Raw genomic sequence first — 16302 nt, 5'->3', positions numbered from 1 at the left:
GCGGAAGATTGCAGACCGCTTCCGGCCCTTCACAGAAGCCGCAGCGCAGTGGCAGGTGTAGCTGGCCCGGCAGGGTAAGCAAGACCCACAGATGGATCAGCGCTGTTGCAGGCCCTCTGGAGATGCCGGAGCTTTCACATAAGCCTGATACGCCTCGTTATACAGCAACATATACGAATCCAGACCGATCATCTTCAGATGCGAGATGTATTTGTCCCAGTCGGAGAAAGGGAGGTCCCCGGTAATGAACTTCGCCTGCGTGTTGTTGACGTAGGAGTTGATCTCCGTTCCGAGCGTTCCCGGGGAGAAGTTGAACGGATTCCATATTTCCTTAACGGCGTAAGGCTTTACTTTGCGGGCCGCCTCGACCGATTCCGGCAAGCTCTCGGACCCTTTGAACAACGGCTGCCGGACGAAGCCGGGGTAGCTTCCCCCCAGCCAGGTCACATATGGCGTGAGCGCCTGCTCGATCGTAAGACCGTCCTTATTGTCAATTATGCCAGGCAAGTAGCGCAGCTCGCCGTCTGCCGTCTCCTCGTAGCTCTCCCCCGGAATCCCCATATAAAACAACTTACTGCCTTCTTCGCTGAACAAATAATCGATCCAGCGTACCGTCGCTTCAGGGTACTGATTTTTGTTCGTGATCGCAAACGCCCCGACGTGGACAAGCGGCGCCTTCACATGAGAGTACAGCTTGTCTCCGTGCGGGCCGGCCAAAGCCGGGGAGCCGACATAACCGCTCTGATTCATCAGGGTGTACGGGCTCGGCATGACCATGGAGCCGTAAAGCCCCTGCGTGCCTTTGGCATAAAACTCGCTGCTGCCGATCGTGAAGATATCTTTTTCGATCAGTCCTTCGGCGTACAGCTTGTGCACATACTCCAGCACTTCCTTATACTTCGGGTCTGTCGGGATGAACCGCAGCCGCCCGGTCGCCTCGTCCAAATCGACGAACGGATTGGCCAGCCCCCGGTTGCCGAGTCCCCAGGCCCCCTTTACATGATGAATGAGCACATTGATCCCGAGACCTCCGTACGGAATCTCGTCGGCCGCCCCGTTGCCGTTCAGGTCCGTCTGTTTGACCGCTTTCAAATACGCGTACAGCTCCTCGGTCGTCTCCGGCTCCGGCAGGCCGAGCTGCTCCAGCCAGTTGCGGTTTAGCCACAGCGGCGTACCGATCAGCATCGACAAAAAGTCCGGATCGTAGAAGGAAGGGATCGAATAGATATGCCCGTCCGGCATCGTGAGCGACCGGCGCAATTCCGGGTACCGCTCCAGCAAGCTTTTCATATTCGGGGCATACTGTTCGATCAGATCGTCCAGCGCGACGAGCACGCCCTCCTTGCCGTATCGCATCAGCTCGGGTTGGGTTAACCGCGCCGCGTAGAACGCATCCGGATAACTTCCGGTAGCCAGCGCCAGCCGCCGTTCCTCCCCGATGCTTTCGAACGGGGCGAGCCGGAACCGGATGTGCAGGTTCGTTTTCTCGGCGTAATGTTTCCAGAGCATCACTTCGTTCCAATCGGATGCGCTCGTCGCCGCCTTGCCAGCCAGAAACGTAAGCTCCACCGGCTTGCTTACGATCGGCATCCCTTCCGGAAGCAGGAGGGGCGGCTCCCCGGCTGCAGCGTCGGGTCCTGCCGACTCCCGGTTTATCGCTAGAACCGAGCAGACAGCCAGCAGCCCCGCTGCAGCGATCGCCGCCGTCACCTTTATGCCGCCGCTTCGCTTCATCGCACCCAACCGCTTCAAAATCTCCACCAGCATCCCCTCCCTCCTGCTTGTTTTCGACTATTTCCGTCCCCTAAACCGCTCTTGCATTATACCAGAACGGGAGCGCTCCGGGCAGCCGTTACGAAAGTTTAACAGCGATGGGAAAGCGATTTCCCGGCGAAGCGTATCCGCAGCAATCTTGGTTCGTGACGTTTCGCCGGCGTTAACCCGTTACTTCGCCTGCTGCAGCTGGTCCTGAATATGTTTGTCCATCAGCTCGTCGTAGCTGCGCAGCGCCGTATTGATGTCCACTTTGTTTTTGACGACTTGGGTCGCCACCTTCGTAATCTCGTTAAACGCTTTGTTCGCATACAGCGTCGAAGGGAATGGTTTGGCCGGAGCCGTTTTGAAGATCGCCTGAACGTTTTTCCCTTTCAAAATATCTAGGTTTTTGCCGAATTCGTCCTGGTATTTCTTATCTCCCAGCACCGATACCCGGCCGTTGCGCGCCATATCCAGCTGAACCTCGTCGGAGACGACGGTACCGACCACCTGCATCGCCGCTTCCTTGTTTTTGCTCGTACTCGGTACGATCATGACATGCAGGTCGATCTGCGTTCCGACGCCCGGCTTATCCGGCCAGACGGGGTATGTCGCGATATCCCAGTTCGGGAACTGATCCTTGACCTCGGCCAGATTCGGAAGCCAGTTGAGGCCGGCGAGCATCGCGAGCTTGCGGTCTTTGACGAAAGCATTTATGCCGGAGCTGAACGTCTGGATCGTCGAATTGCCGGGAATCTCGTACACGTCTTTGGCCATCTCGATGACTTTTTTCCATTCGTCCGTCTGGCCGAGCGATTTGAACGTTTTCGGATCGACAAGCGGCAGCCCGCGCTGGGAGCCTGCGCGATACACCGAATCCGGCTCGAAGCCGCGGTATTGGATGTCGTCCTCTTTGCGGGTCAGCTTTTTGGCCAGCTCGGTCGCGTCCTGCCAGGTCAAGCCGTCCTTCGGGTAAGCGACTCCGTATTTATCGAAGATGTCCTTGTTGTAATAAAGCGCGTTAAAATGCATCGTGTAAGGGACGCCCATCAAATAATCGTTCTCGCTCGTAATTTTAACCGCCTCGATCACAGACGGGTTAAACTTGCCGAGCTCGATCTTCTCGGACTTGATCAAGCCGGACAAATCCTGATCCATCTTCAGCCGCTTCAGATCGGGCAGCAGCAGCGAGGTGTGGAAAATAATATCCGGCAGGTCTCCTGCGGCCAGCAGGTTTTCAAACGAATTCGTCTTATCGTCCAGCACGATCCGTTTCACCGTGATGTGCGGATACTTTTTGCTTACCGGCTCTACGATATAGCGCTGGATTTCGGCTTCGGTCAAATACCCTGTCGCCCGCACGCCGATCGTTACCGTTACCGGCTCGGCTTTCTTCGCGGCTTGCTGAGCCGCGCTGTCTCCGTCCTTCGTCTGGCCGCCCGCTTCCGAGCCGCCTCCTCCCGCACCGCCGCAAGAACTCAGCAGCAGCGCCGTACACAATCCCAAGCTAAGTAAAGATACCGGTTTTTTCAACATTACACCCATTCCCCCGTTAGTTATTGTAAAGTTGCCGTTAAGACGCCCGAAGCGTCGACCGTTACTTTGTAGCTGTCGCCTGTCGGCGAATACAGTAGAAGCATGTCGCCTGAAGTCGGCGAGCTGTTCCGATACGCTCCCGATACGCCTTCCAGACGGTTGCCGGACGTCTCGATGTGCTGACTGGTCGCGACGATTTGCAGCCCGTACCGGGTCTGATTGCCGCTATCGGCCGGCCGGACCCGGTTCTCCACGACCGCCCCGTCCGAATTCGCTGTGCTGACGATAATCCCGTCGTATCGGTTATGCTCGAGCCGGCCGGCCGCTTCGATCGTATTGCGGCGGATGCCGAAACGGGACGTCTCGCTTAGCGATATCCCGTAATACCCGCAGACGGACACGTCGTTGCCGACTATCGTTACGTTCCGGCACTTCGCCGATTCGATGCCGTTCACCGTGATGTTCCCGATCCGGTTGCCTTCCACCTGGGCATCCGCCGTATTCTCGAGATGGATGCCCCGGCGTGCGTTATTCACGATATTCCCCTCGATGCGGACCAAGCGGCACCACGAAGTCGCAATCCCGTGCTTGTTCACCCCTGCGTCGCGCATGGTATTGTTAACGATGGAAACTTCCTCGACCCGGGCCTGCTCATGCCCGTAGCATACGATCCCGCCGTACGCCTCCGCTCCGGAAACTGTGTTGTTCACGATCCGGATGCCCCGCCCGGCTTGAGGAGTGCCCCGTTGAACGCCGTTCTTGTCCTTGGTTGATTCACTGTTCGGGGAAGGCGTACTGACCGTAATCCCGCCTCCGCAGTTCAGAATCGTGTTGCCGTCAACCAGGCAATCGTTCCACTTGAACAGCCGGATTGCCCAGTAGGACAAGCCTTCGAACGTATTCTGCAGAATCTTGATATTGCCGGACCATACATCATGAATCGCTCCATGCGTCCCGACTCCCCCCGCCCAGGCGGTCGTGCCCGGGGTGCCGCTCGCGCCGAAATAACAGCCCTGCACCGTAATATTCCGGCACGGAGTGCCGTCATATTTACCGAAGCCCCCGAAGCTGAGCCGAGTCGGCACGTCGATCTGAATCGCTTCGGAGAAATAACGTGATCCGTCATCGGCGTTTTTGAAGCCGAGGAACCGGCAATGCTCGATCAGCACGTCGCGGCTAGCATTGATTTCGATCGCGTGGGCCCATACGACGTCCTTGATCGTCACGTCCCGGACCGTTATACCGCGGGCATGTCCGAAGTTGAACCCGTTGTAGGCGTCGGGATATTGCAAAATATTGCCGTCCCATACACCGCCTTCGATCGAAATATTCCCGTGCCCTTCGTACCCGTCATACTGGGCTCCCCCGTCGCCGTTTAGCAGGAAGCTGTCATTGTGGCAGCGCAGCAGTACGGCGCCGGGATGGGCGATCAGGCTCGTATTGCGGTAAATGCGGAGCATCCGGCCCAGCTTGTACGTACCGCGCGGGATATACACGACCGCTGAGCCGTCCGTCAAAGCCCGATTGAGAAGCTGCTGGAACGCATCGGCATCGTCCGTGAGTCCGTCGCCTTTCGCCCCGTATTCGCAAACGTTGTGCCAGTCCACATGTCCCTTATGTCCGGCGTGCCCGTTGCCGCCGTAGACGTGGCCGCTAACCTGCGCGTTCTCTGCGTATGTGCGGTTCCCCCCCAGCACCGCATGAGCGGTCAGCGATACGCCGGCTGCGCCGAGCGCGGCGAGTACGGCCCTCCGGCTTACCGATCGCTCCTTATCTCCAGAACCGCTGTGTGCCGGCGAAGACGGAATTCCTTCCTTTCTGTCGTTCTCCATGTGAGCCCCTCCTTCATTTGCGATGATTGGAAGTTACGCTCTCATCGTAATCGGGCCGGGGGGAACCGGCTATTCACACCTTTCATGATTCCGTGCAGATGCCGGGATCATCGTAACGATTGCACAAAATCGTAACAGATGACAGTCCGGCAAAGGGACGTCCGATCCGCCTTCAGAGAACCATTCGGCTACGGTTAAACCGCCCTATGACCGCACCCGGCTGTTGCAAACTTGCATATGCCGGTTCATACTGGGAAAAGGTGGATTTTTTCGTGAGGGGGATTGTCGTGGGATGGAAATCGAGAACCTGCTCCGCTCGTTTGTCGAACAATGCAAGGAGGAATACGGCCCCAATCTCCGTTCTCTCGTATTAACCGGAAGCTACGCGCGAGGCGAGGCCATAGAGGACTCCGATCTCGATATATACTGTTTTTTTGGTGAATTGCATAGCAGTCATATGATCGCTATGGGCGGCATCGTCAGCCGCTTGTCCGAGGCGTATCCCGGTATCGAGATCAATACGCAGTGCCTTACGGTCGATGAATACGCCCGCCAAGGGTTCGGTACCCATTTCGTTACCCCGCTTCTGCACTTGGACGGCAAGCTGCTGTACGGGGACAGCGTGACCTGCGAACCGACGGCCGAAGAAGTGATCGCCCTCATCGAGTTCATCGTATCGAACTGCGTGATGAGCACCCGCCATTACATTGCCGCTCAAGAGCCGGCGGCCGAGCTCGCGAAGGGAAGACTGAAGCGCTGGTCGCTGAAACCTTTATGCACGGCGTTAAAACTGGAAAGGTATCTATTCACCCGGGATTACCCCCTTACTTACCGCGACCTGCTCACTAGCATCGAAGATGGCTCCCCGTCCTGCGAAGCCGCCGAATGGATCGTAGATCCGGAGAAGTTCAAGAACGATATTTACCGGAACTCCGGGGATGTTTTAGCCAAGCTGGTTGGGATCGGGTCCGAAGTATCACAGAAAGTTGCAGCCTTCAAAGAAAACCATATATTGAATAAACCGTCCTCAGATGCTAGTATGGATCAAATTGGAAGATGAGGTGATCCTATGCCGCCGTCCGTTACGCTAGTAAAACCTTCGGTCGAATACCAGAAGCGCTACCTCGAGTTTTACGAGGACTGGGTCCGGAGCGGAGAAGACATCGTCCCGTGGGTGGTCGAGAAAGATCCGTCGGATTTTGCAGCAATGCTCGAATTTCTGTACTCGCAAGATTCCGAGGAGAAACTGACGGAGGAGGGCTGGGTTCCCCATTCGACCTACTGGCTGCTGAATGAGGAGCAGGATCTCGTGGGGGCGGTCAATATCCGGCATCGGCTGAACCCGAAGCTTCTGCGGAGCGGAGGTCACATCGGGTATGGCATACGCCCTTCCCAGAGGAGAAAAGGGTACGCCACGGCTCTCCTATCGCTGGCTCTGCTCAAAACGAAAGAGCTTGGGGTGGACCAAGCCCTCGTCGTGTGCGACCGGGATAACGCCGGTTCGGAAAGGACGATTCTCAAAAACGGCGGAGTATTCGAATCCGAACATGTCGAGGAAAACGGGAATAGGGTCAAACGGTTTTGGATCTCCCTGCGTTAGCTGGTCAGATTCAGTAAAGGTTGGCGTAAGTGGCAGGTTTTTAGGAGCAGAGAGGTGCGGCTTCGCTTAAAACTTTAAGCTTTGCCTTAAAAAAGAAAGAGGTGCATCCCGTGAACTATACCCGTATCGTATCCAGCGAAGAGGAGCTTCGCTCGATCATCGGCTTCCCCAGCGAGCTCGTCGACCGCAAAGTGATCGCCAGTATCGACTCCCATTGCCGGGATTTTATTAACCGCTCTCCCTTTCTGGTCCTCTCGACCTCAGACGCCTCCGGTTGCTGCGACGTATCGCCGCGCGGCGACGCCCCCGGCTTCGTTCAAGTGCTTGACGATCAACGGCTGATCATACCGGAGAGGCCGGGCAACCGCCGAATCGACTCTATGCGCAACTTGCTGTCCAATCCCCGGGTGGGGTTGATCTTTTTTATTCCTGGTATGGGAGAAACACTGCGGATTAACGGACGCGCCTGCATCATACGGGACGAGGACCTGCTCGAACCGATGGCCGTAAACGGGAAACGGCCGCTGCTAGGTATCGCGGTAGAAGCGGAGGAATGCTTCCTACATTGCGCCAAAGCGATGAAGCGGTCCCGGCTGTGGGAACCGGAATCCTGGTCCGGCCTGCTGCCGTCCGCCTCCAAAATCCTCGCCGACCACGCCAAGCTTCCGGGAATTACCGCTGAACAAATCGAGGAGCGGCTGCGGGAAGGTTATGCGCAGCGTTTGTATTAAGAAAGTTGGTATATCTGGAAGGAGGCCCTAGACCGTTTATGAATGCAGCCAATAAAATCACATTAGCCAGAATCGGACTAATCCCGGTCTTCTGCTTGCTTTTCCCTGCATACCCGGCCTGGCTTGTCAACAAATCCGCCCTCTTGCAGCATATCGACTCTTACGGTCTGTACTATGCGGCCGCGATCTTCTTATTGGCAGCGGCAACGGATAAAATAGACGGCTATGTAGCCAGAACGTACAACCAGACTACGAAGCTCGGGAAGCTGCTGGACCCTCTGGCCGACAAACTGCTCATCTCTGCCGCGCTGATCCTGATGGTCAGCCAAGGGCTGGTAGAACCGTGGATCGCCCTCGCTATCCTTGCGCGGGAAATGGCTATAACTGCTGTCCGGATTGCCGCTTCGGCTAACAAGCTGATTCTGCAAGCCGACCGCTACGGAAAGATCAAGATGGTGCTTCAGGTCGCAGCCATTACCGCCATTTTACTGAATAATTATCCGTTCGGCTTTATCACGGACATTCCGGTCGATCAGCTTCTTTTGTACGCCGCGTTAATCCTCACTGTGTATTCGGGCTACAACTACATCAGAACAAATTATCGCGCGTTCAAGCTTGTCCCTTAGTGAAACTAACTATTTCATTGCGTAAACGATTTATATCGTTTAGAAAATCATGAAGGAAGTCCCTCCCAATATCCATTTGTTACCGTGGTTACTGCGGATCGCGCGAATAAAGGAAGTTTTATTTCCGTTATTGGAACTGTGGACGCTAAAACGAGCTTTAGCGGAAGGATGGTTTCCGTTATTGTTACAAATGAAGCTTCATTCGTCTAGTTTCTTGAAAATAACGGAAGTATTTCTTCCGGTTTGCCTGCCTAAACCGGTGTACGAGACAAATAAAGGAAGTAACTCTTCCGCTAAGCCCATGGAAGTCGAGAGACAAGACAAAGGAATAATCCGAACGGGCAACCGGAAGCCGGCTTCTTGCAACGCCGCACTCGCCGTGCACCAGAATTACCGTGTGTTAGGTGCGCCTAGCACGATACGACGCGGAAACGCAATACCCAACACAAAAGGCAGCCCAGAGCCACCACGCTCTTGGACTGCCTTAGCCTTGCCTTGCTTTGCTTCGCCTAGCCTAGCCTAGCTTAGCCTAGCTATGCTTTGCTTAGCCTTGCTTCATCTCCCATATCGCCAGCTCCCGCACCAATCCCCGTCACACCCGAACCGTCTTCCAGGCTCCCTTCTTGAAGCGCCGGAAGATCAGCACGGAACGGACGAACTGGTCCGCCGCCGCGGCAAGCCAGATGCCGTACAGATCCATCTTGAAGCCGTATACGAACAGCAGGCTGAGCGCTACCCGGAAGCCCCATACGCCGATAAACGTCGAATACAGCGGATACCTCGTATCTCCCGCCCCGCGAAGAGCGCCGCCGAGGATAAACTGCGTCGCCTGGGACACCTGCATAAAGCCCATGATCCGGATCGCCAGCGCGCCCTTCTCGATAATCTCCGGCTCCGTTGTGTACAGCATCATAATTTGCGGAGCGAAGAGGATAAACCCGACTCCGATCCCTCCGGCGACGTACATGCCGATTTTGCGCACCTGCCAGCCGTACCGCTCCGCCAGATCCGGAAGGCTCGCGCCGAGCGCCTGGCCGACCAAGGTGGAAGCTGCGATCGAGAACGCCATGCCCGGCATGAACGTCAGGCCGAATATGCTGAAGGCGATCTGGGTCGCCGCCACCGCCATCGTCCCGAGACTCGCCGCCACCTTGACGAAAATCAGCATGCCCAGCCGCATAATGATTTGCTCCAGCGCGGAAGGCAGGCCGATTTTGCAAATGCGGGCGATCATCTCCTTATCGAGCCGGAACAGATGGCGAAGCGATAGCCGGACCTTGTATTTGCCGCTGAACATAACACCCGTCACCCAGACCATCGAGACGAACTGCGAGGTGATCGTGGCGATCCCCGCTCCGGTAATGCCCAGACCGGCAAAGCTCCCCAGCCCGTAAATTAGCGGAAACCCGATCAGAACGACCAGTATGTTCGCAAACACGTTGATTTTCATAGGCGTCCGCGTATCCCCCGCCCCGCGCAGCGTAGCGGTCAGCGACATCGAGATCGTCGTAAAGCCGATGGAGAGAAATACGATCTTCGCATAGGTCAAGCCATGCTCGACCACTTCCTCGGAACCCCCCATCATCCGGAGCAGCTCGCCCGCGAACATATAGCTGAAGGCGATCGTGATGACCGACAGGACGATATTCAGCAAAAACGCCTGTCCCGCCGCCCGGTTCGCCTCCTCCACCTTGCCCGCCCCGATCGAGCGGGCTACGATGACCGTCGTCCCTACGTTTAATGTCATAAATAACGCCAGCAAAAGAAAAAAGGGCTGGTTGGTCAAGCCAACCGTAGCCACCGCTTCGGGACTTAACCTCCCGACCATAATCATACTCAGCATCTGAGTAAAGTTCGTCAGCAGCATCTCGACCAGCGACGGACCGGCCAGCCGGAAGATCGACTGACGCACCGCCTTCGGATCATCCGGGTCGACGAGAAATCCGTCCGCCTTGCGCGGACTGGCGTCCGCCGCCTTCTCCGCTTCCGCTCCCGCATCCGCATCCGCATCCGGCGAACCGCCGGGCGTCTCCGGCGCATCGGGACGGCGTGCCGAATCCGTATCCGCAGCCGTTTCAGCCTCCGCCTCGTGCGCCGCCGGCTGCCCTTGCCGCTGACGCTCGGTTTCCGTGCTCATTTCTGGACACCTTCGTTTCGCTGTGATAGGATCGATTTTCTCCATCATACCACAGATAGACGTCAGCAGACCGGACCAAAATGAATTTGGGTGAAGCTGTCCGGCTCCACTTCGTCTTTACTTTCGGGGATTTGGAGAGGTCGGTAGCGCGCTCGCGGTGCGAATATGTCACTCGAGCGGCATGTGTCCCTCTCCTTTTTAACCGTAAACGATCCCTGAACCACAAAAAAGACCGGCAGTTACGGACACCCGAGTCCTACCGGTCTTCGCTTCGTTCTTCTAGGGTGCGCGAGGGGGGGAATGGGTACCTTAGCTCCAGCCGCCCGCCCTTATTCGTGTCCGCAACATAACTTCCGATGCGGCCCATAAACAGCTTTCCGGTTCGGCTCACGCGGATAAGTGTATTGCATATGGGCTATATCACAGAATAAGAGTTTCTGGCACCCTCTATTTTCTCCTGAAACCAAAAAATGAAGCGAATAGAGGCGGTTTGCCCCCCTTATTTCGAACAACTCATGGGGTCTGCACCCTTTTTGCCGATTTTAGTAGTCCCAAACCGCTCTTATTTCCCCGTCCAAGCCAGTTTCGGACAAAATAAAGGGTGCAAACCACTCTTATCCATCGCATGACGGCAGTCGTTCGACCACATCAAAAAATATCCATGCTCAAATACCGCTCTCCGGTATCCGGAGCGATGCACAACACCCGCTTGCCTTTACCCAGCTTCCGGGCCACCTGAAGCGCGGTCCATACCGAAGCTCCGGCCGAAGGCCCTACCAAGATCCCTTCGCGCGCCGCCAGCTCTCGCGTCGTACGGAGCGCGTCTTCATCGGCTACCTGCACGATCTCGTCGTAGACGTCCGTATTCAGGATTTGCGGAATAAATCCGGGGCTCGTCCCGACCAGCTTGTGCGGTCCCGGCTGCCCTCCGGACAACACCGGCGAGCCTTTGGGCTCCACAACGTAAATCTGGATGCCCGGAATATGCTTGCGAAGCACTTCCCCGGTTCCGGTAATCGTCCCGCCCGTTCCGGACGTAGCGACGAATGCGTCGAGCCTGCCTTCCGTCTGCTCGATAATTTCCAAGGCCGTCGTTACCCGGTGAATATCCGGATTGGCCGGATTTTCGAACTGCTGCGGGATAAAGCTGTCCGGAATTTGCTCGTGCAGCTCCTTCGCTTTGCGGATTGCACCCGGCATCCGCTCGGCCGCCGGCGTCAGGACGACCTCCGCTCCGTACGCCTTCAGGATGTTGATCCGTTCCTTCGTCATATTGTCGGGCATGATCAGGATGGCGCGGTAGCCTTTGGCCGCGGCGTTCATCGCCAGCCCGATCCCGGTATTGCCGCTTGTCGGCTCAATGATCGTCGCGCCGGGCTTCAGCCTGCCGTCCTTCTCCGCTTGCGCGATCAGATTATAAGCAGCGCGGTCCTTGACACTTCCGCTTGGATTGAAATACTCAAGTTTGACATACACTTCCGCGTCATTTTCGCCTGTCAGCCGGTTAATACGGACCGCCGGCGTCTGGCCGATCAGCTCGGTTACGCTCTGCACCATCTTCGGTTTCATGTGACGTACGTGCCTCCCATTTCTGATGTACGTCTATTATATCATATAATTCATGGTATCGTTATCGGGATTTACTGATTTGAACGGACGACAAGCTTATTGCGCATGAACAGCCATGCCAACAACGGCGAACTGCCGATTCCGAGCAGCAGCCAATTGATGGCCTGAGGAGCCGTCGTCCAGGACACGACTAAGATAAAGACGAGTGTCCCGGCTATTCGTCCCACGTTCAGCCCAAGCTCCCGCAGAACGACATATTCGACCCGGTGCTCGGAGCTGTCGCGGTCCCGGCCGATAATATCGAATACGGAGGAAGTCATCGGAATCGTATACAGCGGGATGAACAGCGACGTTCCGATCCCGAACAGCAGTAGCGTCGTAAAGCTCACCTGCCAGAAAAAAGGCAAAATGACGGCGATCATAAACACGACCCCGATCAGCATTCCCCCTTTGCGGTGCGGGGGCTTCAGCCATTTGCCGACCACGTAAAAGCTGACGAGCGCCACCGCAGACGTAATCAGCGAGAAGTTGCCGATCTGCATCTCGTTGCTGGTGGCGATGTAGATCATTAAGCCGATCAAAAAGGCGAATACGCCCTCTCGCACCCCCTGAGCGATTAAAGCGGCAAATACCGTTCTCCAAGGGCTCTCGGGGTCTTTCAGGGTGCGATACCCGTGCGCCCATTCGTAAGTTCCGGCCACCTTCCGCTTTTTGAGAAAAAAACTGACGACCACACCGACGACGAAAACGGCCAGCGATATGGCAAAGATGAGCCGGTAGCCGTTCGTTCCGGGGAGTCTCGTAATGAGCCAGCCCGATATCCAGGGAGCGACCATCCCGATCGAGGAGCCGAGCAGGCCCGCCCATCCGTTGAACCGGTCCCGGTTGTCGGCCGATGTGACTTCAAAGTATACAACATTAAACGCCAGCCAGAAAAACCCCGAAGACATCCCCTGCACCAAGCCGAGGAGCCATACGTATTCGACAGCCTGCTGCTGGAGCAGCAGCACGATCATATAAAAGAGAGCGGCAACGGCTACGCCAAGCCGCAGACTGTTCATCTTATTTCCTTCCTTCACCCATTTGCCTGCGAGCCAAAACGTCAGCGCCATCGATACCTGGTGAAAAAAAGCGAACCAGCCGATCAGGGCAAAATCATTTTTGGCTTTCCATAAATAAACGTTAACGAACGTGCCTGACAACGCATTGGCTGCTCCGAACAACGTATTGACGATCAGCAGCAGCCACGTTTGAGAATCGAACGCCTGCGACGATTGATTCGAACTGCCGCCGGCGGGGCGGCTCGAATCGTTATCCGTATCCCGGCCTTGATCCCGATCCCGGTCTCGGAAGTACCTACCCTGCTTTTCCTTCGATTTTGTCCCGAAGGGACCGACCCCTCCCGCTTCGCCGCCCGTTACGGCCATCTCCCCGGTACGCTGTCGATCTAGCTGCATGTGCCTCACCTATATGCTCAAATTGCCACCTGCAAGTGGAACGGGCATCGTCAGTCTCCTGCCTCTGCTTGTCCAGCTTGAATATAACGCCAGGCGTCTGCGGCTTCTTATAACGTTCCCCAAAGCGGAAAAAAAATTAGCCTGTTGCCGCTATCCGCGCTCCGTGAGGAATGGACGGCAAGCCTGCAACCGCACCGGACAAAACAAAAAACCCGCTTCCAAAGAAGCGGGCGCCTCGCGGCCTTACGATCCTTTCGACCACGAATTAACGAGCCGGACCCGGTCCTCATCGGACAACGAGTAGGATACTTGAAAACAGGACGGACATACGAACATATTCAGCTTAAACGGAGGCTTCAGAAAAGCGGGCGCTTCGCCGGACGGCTGTACCGGCACAAACTGCCCTTCGCCTACTTTCATCTCGCCGGCCACCACCATCTCGTCATGGCAGCGAAGACATTCCATCCCGTCCTCCTGCTGCTCCAGACGTTTCTTGACCGACAGCTCATAGGCGTTCAGCTCGGTTAGTTCCTCATCGTCGGAATCCGGGAGCAGCTCGAGATCGTCACCGTCCAGCTTGACATGCAGACTCCGGTAATCGTTTATCTCATTGAAGCAGTGCGGACAAGTCTCCTCCGGACCGATCTCTTCATCCCAGACGATCTCCGTCTGGCACCACGGACATACCGCGGCGGGATTGTCGCTCATGACCATTCCCCCATCAGGCGTATTTAACGAAATAATAAACGCCTACGGCGAGAAACGCAAGCGACAGCGCCAGTAACGTTCCCCATAAGTATTTCATAGTCACACCACGCTTGCGCCGATTACGTAAGACATCGAGATGGAAATAATCATCGCCAGAAGGCCGACGGCCCGGTTATCCTTCTGGATTTCCGCATCAATTTTGAACACGGGAGTCAGAAACTCGAAAATAAAATACGCCACGAGCAGCAGCACAAAACCGATACTGGCCCAGATGAGCGAGTGCAAAATCGAGTCGTTGTTCATGATCGCAAACCGGAATATGTTGCATATCCCAAAAATTTTACCGCCGATCGCCATCGCTACCGACAAGTTGCCGTTTTTGATCTCTTCCCAATCGTTATATCTCGTGACGAATTCGAATATCGCCAAAAACACGACTAAGGCCAACACGGCGACGGAGAAAAAAGCGAGCGTTTCCAAAAACGGATTCGACAACAAAACATCCACCTCTTCGTTCATCAGAATCAACCGCCTTCCCCGAAATGGCCAAGAATAAACGCCTGCAGGCGTCTTTGACGCTGGCATTTATCAAGATTTGGAGCCACTTCTAAGACATACTTTCCGATATATTTGAAAAAGACGCAGAACAACGCGAAACCGGCCCTGAAGGCCGATTCCGCATGCGCTGGTTCCGCACTATTTTCTGATTGTGTATCGGTCAGGTTCCCTTGTATCCCCTTGCGGAGGGAAGAAACCTGTCTCTTTTGTCGAGGCGTCGGATCAGGATTGACGCTTCTTCGCTTCCATTTGGGCTTTCAGAGCCGCAAGTTCGTCGTCTACCCCGCCGGATTTGTCGAGCTGAGCCAACTCGTCGTCGAGCGTGCGGCTGGAGCTGCGGATATCTTTGCTCGCTTCCGCCTCGGCTTCCATCTGGAGCACTTTCTCGGTCATCCGGTCGAAGCCTTTGGCTCCGTTGTCGGTGCCGAAGCCCGTCATCGCCTGATTGATCTGCTTTTGCGCCTTGGCCGCTTCGGCGCGGGCTACCAGCAGGTCTTTTTTGTTTTTCATTTTGTTGAATTCGTCTTTCATCTCGGCAAGCTGACTGCGAAGCTGGTCGGCATTCGTCTTGGCGATGTCGTACTGGCGCTTCATCTCGTCGTAGCGGGTCTGATGCTCTTTCTTATCCTGCAGCGCTTTGCGGGCCAGCTCCTCGTTGCCTTGCTCGAGAGCTTTCATCGCTTGCTCCGTGCGGCGGTTGACCATATCTTCCGCTTCATCGGCCTGCTGCTTGAATTTTTTCTCTATCGCGATCTGCTTCGCTACCGCAGACTCGGCTTCCAAAATATCCTCTTCCATATCGCGGAGAAATTGGTTGAGCATTTTAACCGGATCTTCCGCTTTATCCAGCAAGTCATTGATCGAAGCCATCGTTAAATCGCGCAATCTTTTGAAAATTCCCATCTCTTGGTTCCTCCTCAGGGTTTATAGGTTCATCTTTACATTCGATTGGAAATCAACGCGTTGTTTACACCCATTTCATACGTGGCGTGCGCGAAGAAGTTTCAAAACGGATCGGTTTTTCTTCAAAAAATTTGTCGCCATTTGGATAAGAACGCCCACCGCCGTTCCGCCCGCCTCTTGTAACGGGGCAGTCCCCTGTAGACGAGAAGCGCTTCCGAGTAAGCCCGCTTCGCTTCCTCCCGGTGTCCGAGCCGTTCGTAGATCCGTCCGAGCTTGTAGCTCCCTTCGCTGGAAGAGGAGTTCATCCCGCGGAATTGCTCCAGGTAGCCGATCGCTTTATCCGGCTTCACCGGAGCGAACGCCTCGCTTAGCCTTAGATACGGCTCTCCGTACTTCACTTTCGGATTCGACTCCAGACTTTGCAAAATCAGCCTCTCGCCCTCTTCCAATTGCCCCAGCTTCAGCCTGCACAGTCCGATCTCATACACGACGTCGGCCGAATCGTAGATGGAGCTGACCTGCTCCAGGAGCTCCAGCGCTTCCGCATACTTCCCTTTCTCTATATACAATCGGGCCGCTTCCAGCTTGCCGGTCGCATTGTGCGGCGACACCAGCAGCTCGCGCTTCAGGCGGGACAGCCGCCGGTTGCGGCGCAAGGGCGCGGTCAGGCTGGGGGAGAGTCCGATGAATCTCCGGTCTATGAAGTACAAGACGACAAGCAGGACGATCAGCGCCAAAAACGGATTGCCTACAAGCCACCACAACAACGCGAACAAGAAAAATTTGCTCATGATCCACCTCCATCTTCTCCCATTCTAACATAAGACGGAGAAGCCGAATACAGACCCGGCCGAAGAGCCGGCGCAAATCAGTTTATACCTTTGTAAAAA

General features: G+C 55.7%; 14 protein-coding genes. 4 read left to right on the top strand and 10 right to left on the bottom strand.

Going from position 1 to position 16302, the window contains the following annotated elements:
• Window positions 1-96: 96 nt before the first annotated feature.
• The 3 genes from IDH45_RS16175 to IDH45_RS16165 all read right to left on the bottom strand — a co-directional run bounded on the left by IDH45_RS16175 (window position 97) and on the right by IDH45_RS16165 (window position 5123).
• Window positions 97-1767 carry an extracellular solute-binding protein gene (locus IDH45_RS16175; protein ID WP_223836709.1) on the bottom strand — a complete coding sequence of 557 codons (1671 nt, stop codon included), beginning with the start codon at window positions 1765-1767 and terminating at the stop codon, window positions 97-99.
• A gap of 177 nt (window positions 1768-1944) precedes the next feature.
• Complete coding sequence (locus IDH45_RS16170; RefSeq protein ID WP_190929160.1) at window positions 1945-3291, bottom strand: ABC transporter substrate-binding protein; 1347 nt, start codon at window positions 3289-3291, stop codon at window positions 1945-1947.
• Between the two features lie 20 nt (window positions 3292-3311).
• The gene (locus tag IDH45_RS16165; RefSeq protein WP_190929159.1) at window positions 3312-5123 is read right to left on the bottom strand and encodes a right-handed parallel beta-helix repeat-containing protein; all 1812 of its coding nucleotides are present in this window, start codon (window positions 5121-5123) and stop codon (window positions 3312-3314) included.
• 292 nt (window positions 5124-5415) lie between these two features.
• On the opposite strand from IDH45_RS16165, the gene IDH45_RS16160 reads away from it, so the two are divergent.
• From IDH45_RS16160 to pgsA, 4 genes are all read left to right on the top strand, one after another.
• The gene (locus IDH45_RS16160; protein ID WP_190929158.1) at window positions 5416-6183 is read left to right on the top strand and encodes a nucleotidyltransferase family protein; all 768 of its coding nucleotides are present in this window, start codon (window positions 5416-5418) and stop codon (window positions 6181-6183) included.
• 9 nt (window positions 6184-6192) lie between these two features.
• The gene (locus tag IDH45_RS16155; RefSeq protein ID WP_190929157.1) at window positions 6193-6723 is read left to right on the top strand and encodes a GNAT family N-acetyltransferase; all 531 of its coding nucleotides are present in this window, start codon (window positions 6193-6195) and stop codon (window positions 6721-6723) included.
• A 110-nt stretch (window positions 6724-6833) separates the two neighbouring features.
• The gene (locus tag IDH45_RS16150) at window positions 6834-7454 is read left to right on the top strand and encodes a pyridoxamine 5'-phosphate oxidase family protein (RefSeq protein ID WP_397327075.1); all 621 of its coding nucleotides are present in this window, start codon (window positions 6834-6836) and stop codon (window positions 7452-7454) included.
• 38 nt (window positions 7455-7492) lie between these two features.
• Window positions 7493-8080, top strand: a complete 588-nt coding sequence (pgsA, locus tag IDH45_RS16145) for a CDP-diacylglycerol--glycerol-3-phosphate 3-phosphatidyltransferase (protein WP_190929155.1) — start codon at window positions 7493-7495, stop codon at window positions 8078-8080.
• Window positions 8081-8672: 592 nt separating this feature from the next.
• On the opposite strand, the gene IDH45_RS16140 is transcribed toward pgsA, so the two are convergent.
• From IDH45_RS16140 to IDH45_RS16110, 7 genes are all read right to left on the bottom strand, one after another.
• The gene (locus IDH45_RS16140) at window positions 8673-10217 is read right to left on the bottom strand and encodes an MATE family efflux transporter (RefSeq protein WP_190929154.1); all 1545 of its coding nucleotides are present in this window, start codon (window positions 10215-10217) and stop codon (window positions 8673-8675) included.
• A 648-nt stretch (window positions 10218-10865) separates the two neighbouring features.
• Window positions 10866-11786 (bottom strand): cysteine synthase A, encoded by a 921-nt coding sequence (cysK, locus tag IDH45_RS16135; RefSeq protein WP_190929153.1) that lies wholly within the window; start codon window positions 11784-11786, stop codon window positions 10866-10868.
• 71 nt (window positions 11787-11857) lie between these two features.
• Entirely contained in the window at window positions 11858-13243 is a 1386-nt protein-coding gene (locus tag IDH45_RS16130; RefSeq protein ID WP_223836708.1) for an MFS transporter, read from the bottom strand.
• A 243-nt stretch (window positions 13244-13486) separates the two neighbouring features.
• Window positions 13487-13951 carry a hypothetical protein gene (locus tag IDH45_RS16125; protein ID WP_190929152.1) on the bottom strand — a complete coding sequence of 155 codons (465 nt, stop codon included), beginning with the start codon at window positions 13949-13951 and terminating at the stop codon, window positions 13487-13489.
• A 99-nt stretch (window positions 13952-14050) separates the two neighbouring features.
• Entirely contained in the window at window positions 14051-14470 is a 420-nt protein-coding gene (locus IDH45_RS16120; RefSeq protein ID WP_190929151.1) for a DUF350 domain-containing protein, read from the bottom strand.
• Window positions 14471-14731: 261 nt separating this feature from the next.
• Window positions 14732-15412: a PspA/IM30 family protein gene (locus IDH45_RS16115; protein ID WP_190929150.1), complete on the bottom strand. Its 681-nt coding sequence runs from the start codon at window positions 15410-15412 to the stop codon at window positions 14732-14734.
• Window positions 15413-15534: 122 nt separating this feature from the next.
• Window positions 15535-16203, bottom strand: a complete 669-nt coding sequence (locus IDH45_RS16110; protein WP_190929149.1) for a tetratricopeptide repeat protein — start codon at window positions 16201-16203, stop codon at window positions 15535-15537.
• Window positions 16204-16302 lie beyond the last annotated feature (99 nt).

The sequence above is a fragment of the Paenibacillus oceani genome, assembly GCF_014705615.1.
Classification (GTDB): domain Bacteria; phylum Bacillota; class Bacilli; order Paenibacillales; family NBRC-103111; genus Paenibacillus_AB; species Paenibacillus_AB oceani.
Note: the sequence above shows the minus strand (reverse complement) of the source record. Positions and strands in the feature narration are given on the sequence as shown.

Coding starts and splice junctions, on each gene's coding strand:
- IDH45_RS16140 (WP_190929154.1), bottom strand. CDS start 10,217: ATGAGCACGGAAACCGAGCGTCAGCGGCAAGGGCAGCCGGCGGCGCAC.
- IDH45_RS16110 (WP_190929149.1), bottom strand. CDS start 16,203: ATGAGCAAATTTTTCTTGTTCGCGTTGTTGTGGTGGCTTGTAGGCAAT.
- IDH45_RS16175 (WP_223836709.1), bottom strand. CDS start 1,767: ATGCTGGTGGAGATTTTGAAGCGGTTGGGTGCGATGAAGCGAAGCGGC.
- IDH45_RS16130 (WP_223836708.1), bottom strand. CDS start 13,243: ATGCAGCTAGATCGACAGCGTACCGGGGAGATGGCCGTAACGGGCGGC.
- IDH45_RS16120 (WP_190929151.1), bottom strand. CDS start 14,470: ATGAACGAAGAGGTGGATGTTTTGTTGTCGAATCCGTTTTTGGAAACG.
- IDH45_RS16160 (WP_190929158.1), top strand. CDS start 5,416: ATGGAAATCGAGAACCTGCTCCGCTCGTTTGTCGAACAATGCAAGGAG.
- IDH45_RS16155 (WP_190929157.1), top strand. CDS start 6,193: ATGCCGCCGTCCGTTACGCTAGTAAAACCTTCGGTCGAATACCAGAAG.
- IDH45_RS16125 (WP_190929152.1), bottom strand. CDS start 13,951: ATGAGCGACAATCCCGCCGCGGTATGTCCGTGGTGCCAGACGGAGATC.
- cysK (WP_190929153.1), bottom strand. CDS start 11,786: ATGAAACCGAAGATGGTGCAGAGCGTAACCGAGCTGATCGGCCAGACG.
- IDH45_RS16165 (WP_190929159.1), bottom strand. CDS start 5,123: ATGGAGAACGACAGAAAGGAAGGAATTCCGTCTTCGCCGGCACACAGC.
- pgsA (WP_190929155.1), top strand. CDS start 7,493: ATGAATGCAGCCAATAAAATCACATTAGCCAGAATCGGACTAATCCCG.
- IDH45_RS16170 (WP_190929160.1), bottom strand. CDS start 3,291: ATGTTGAAAAAACCGGTATCTTTACTTAGCTTGGGATTGTGTACGGCG.
- IDH45_RS16115 (WP_190929150.1), bottom strand. CDS start 15,412: ATGGGAATTTTCAAAAGATTGCGCGATTTAACGATGGCTTCGATCAAT.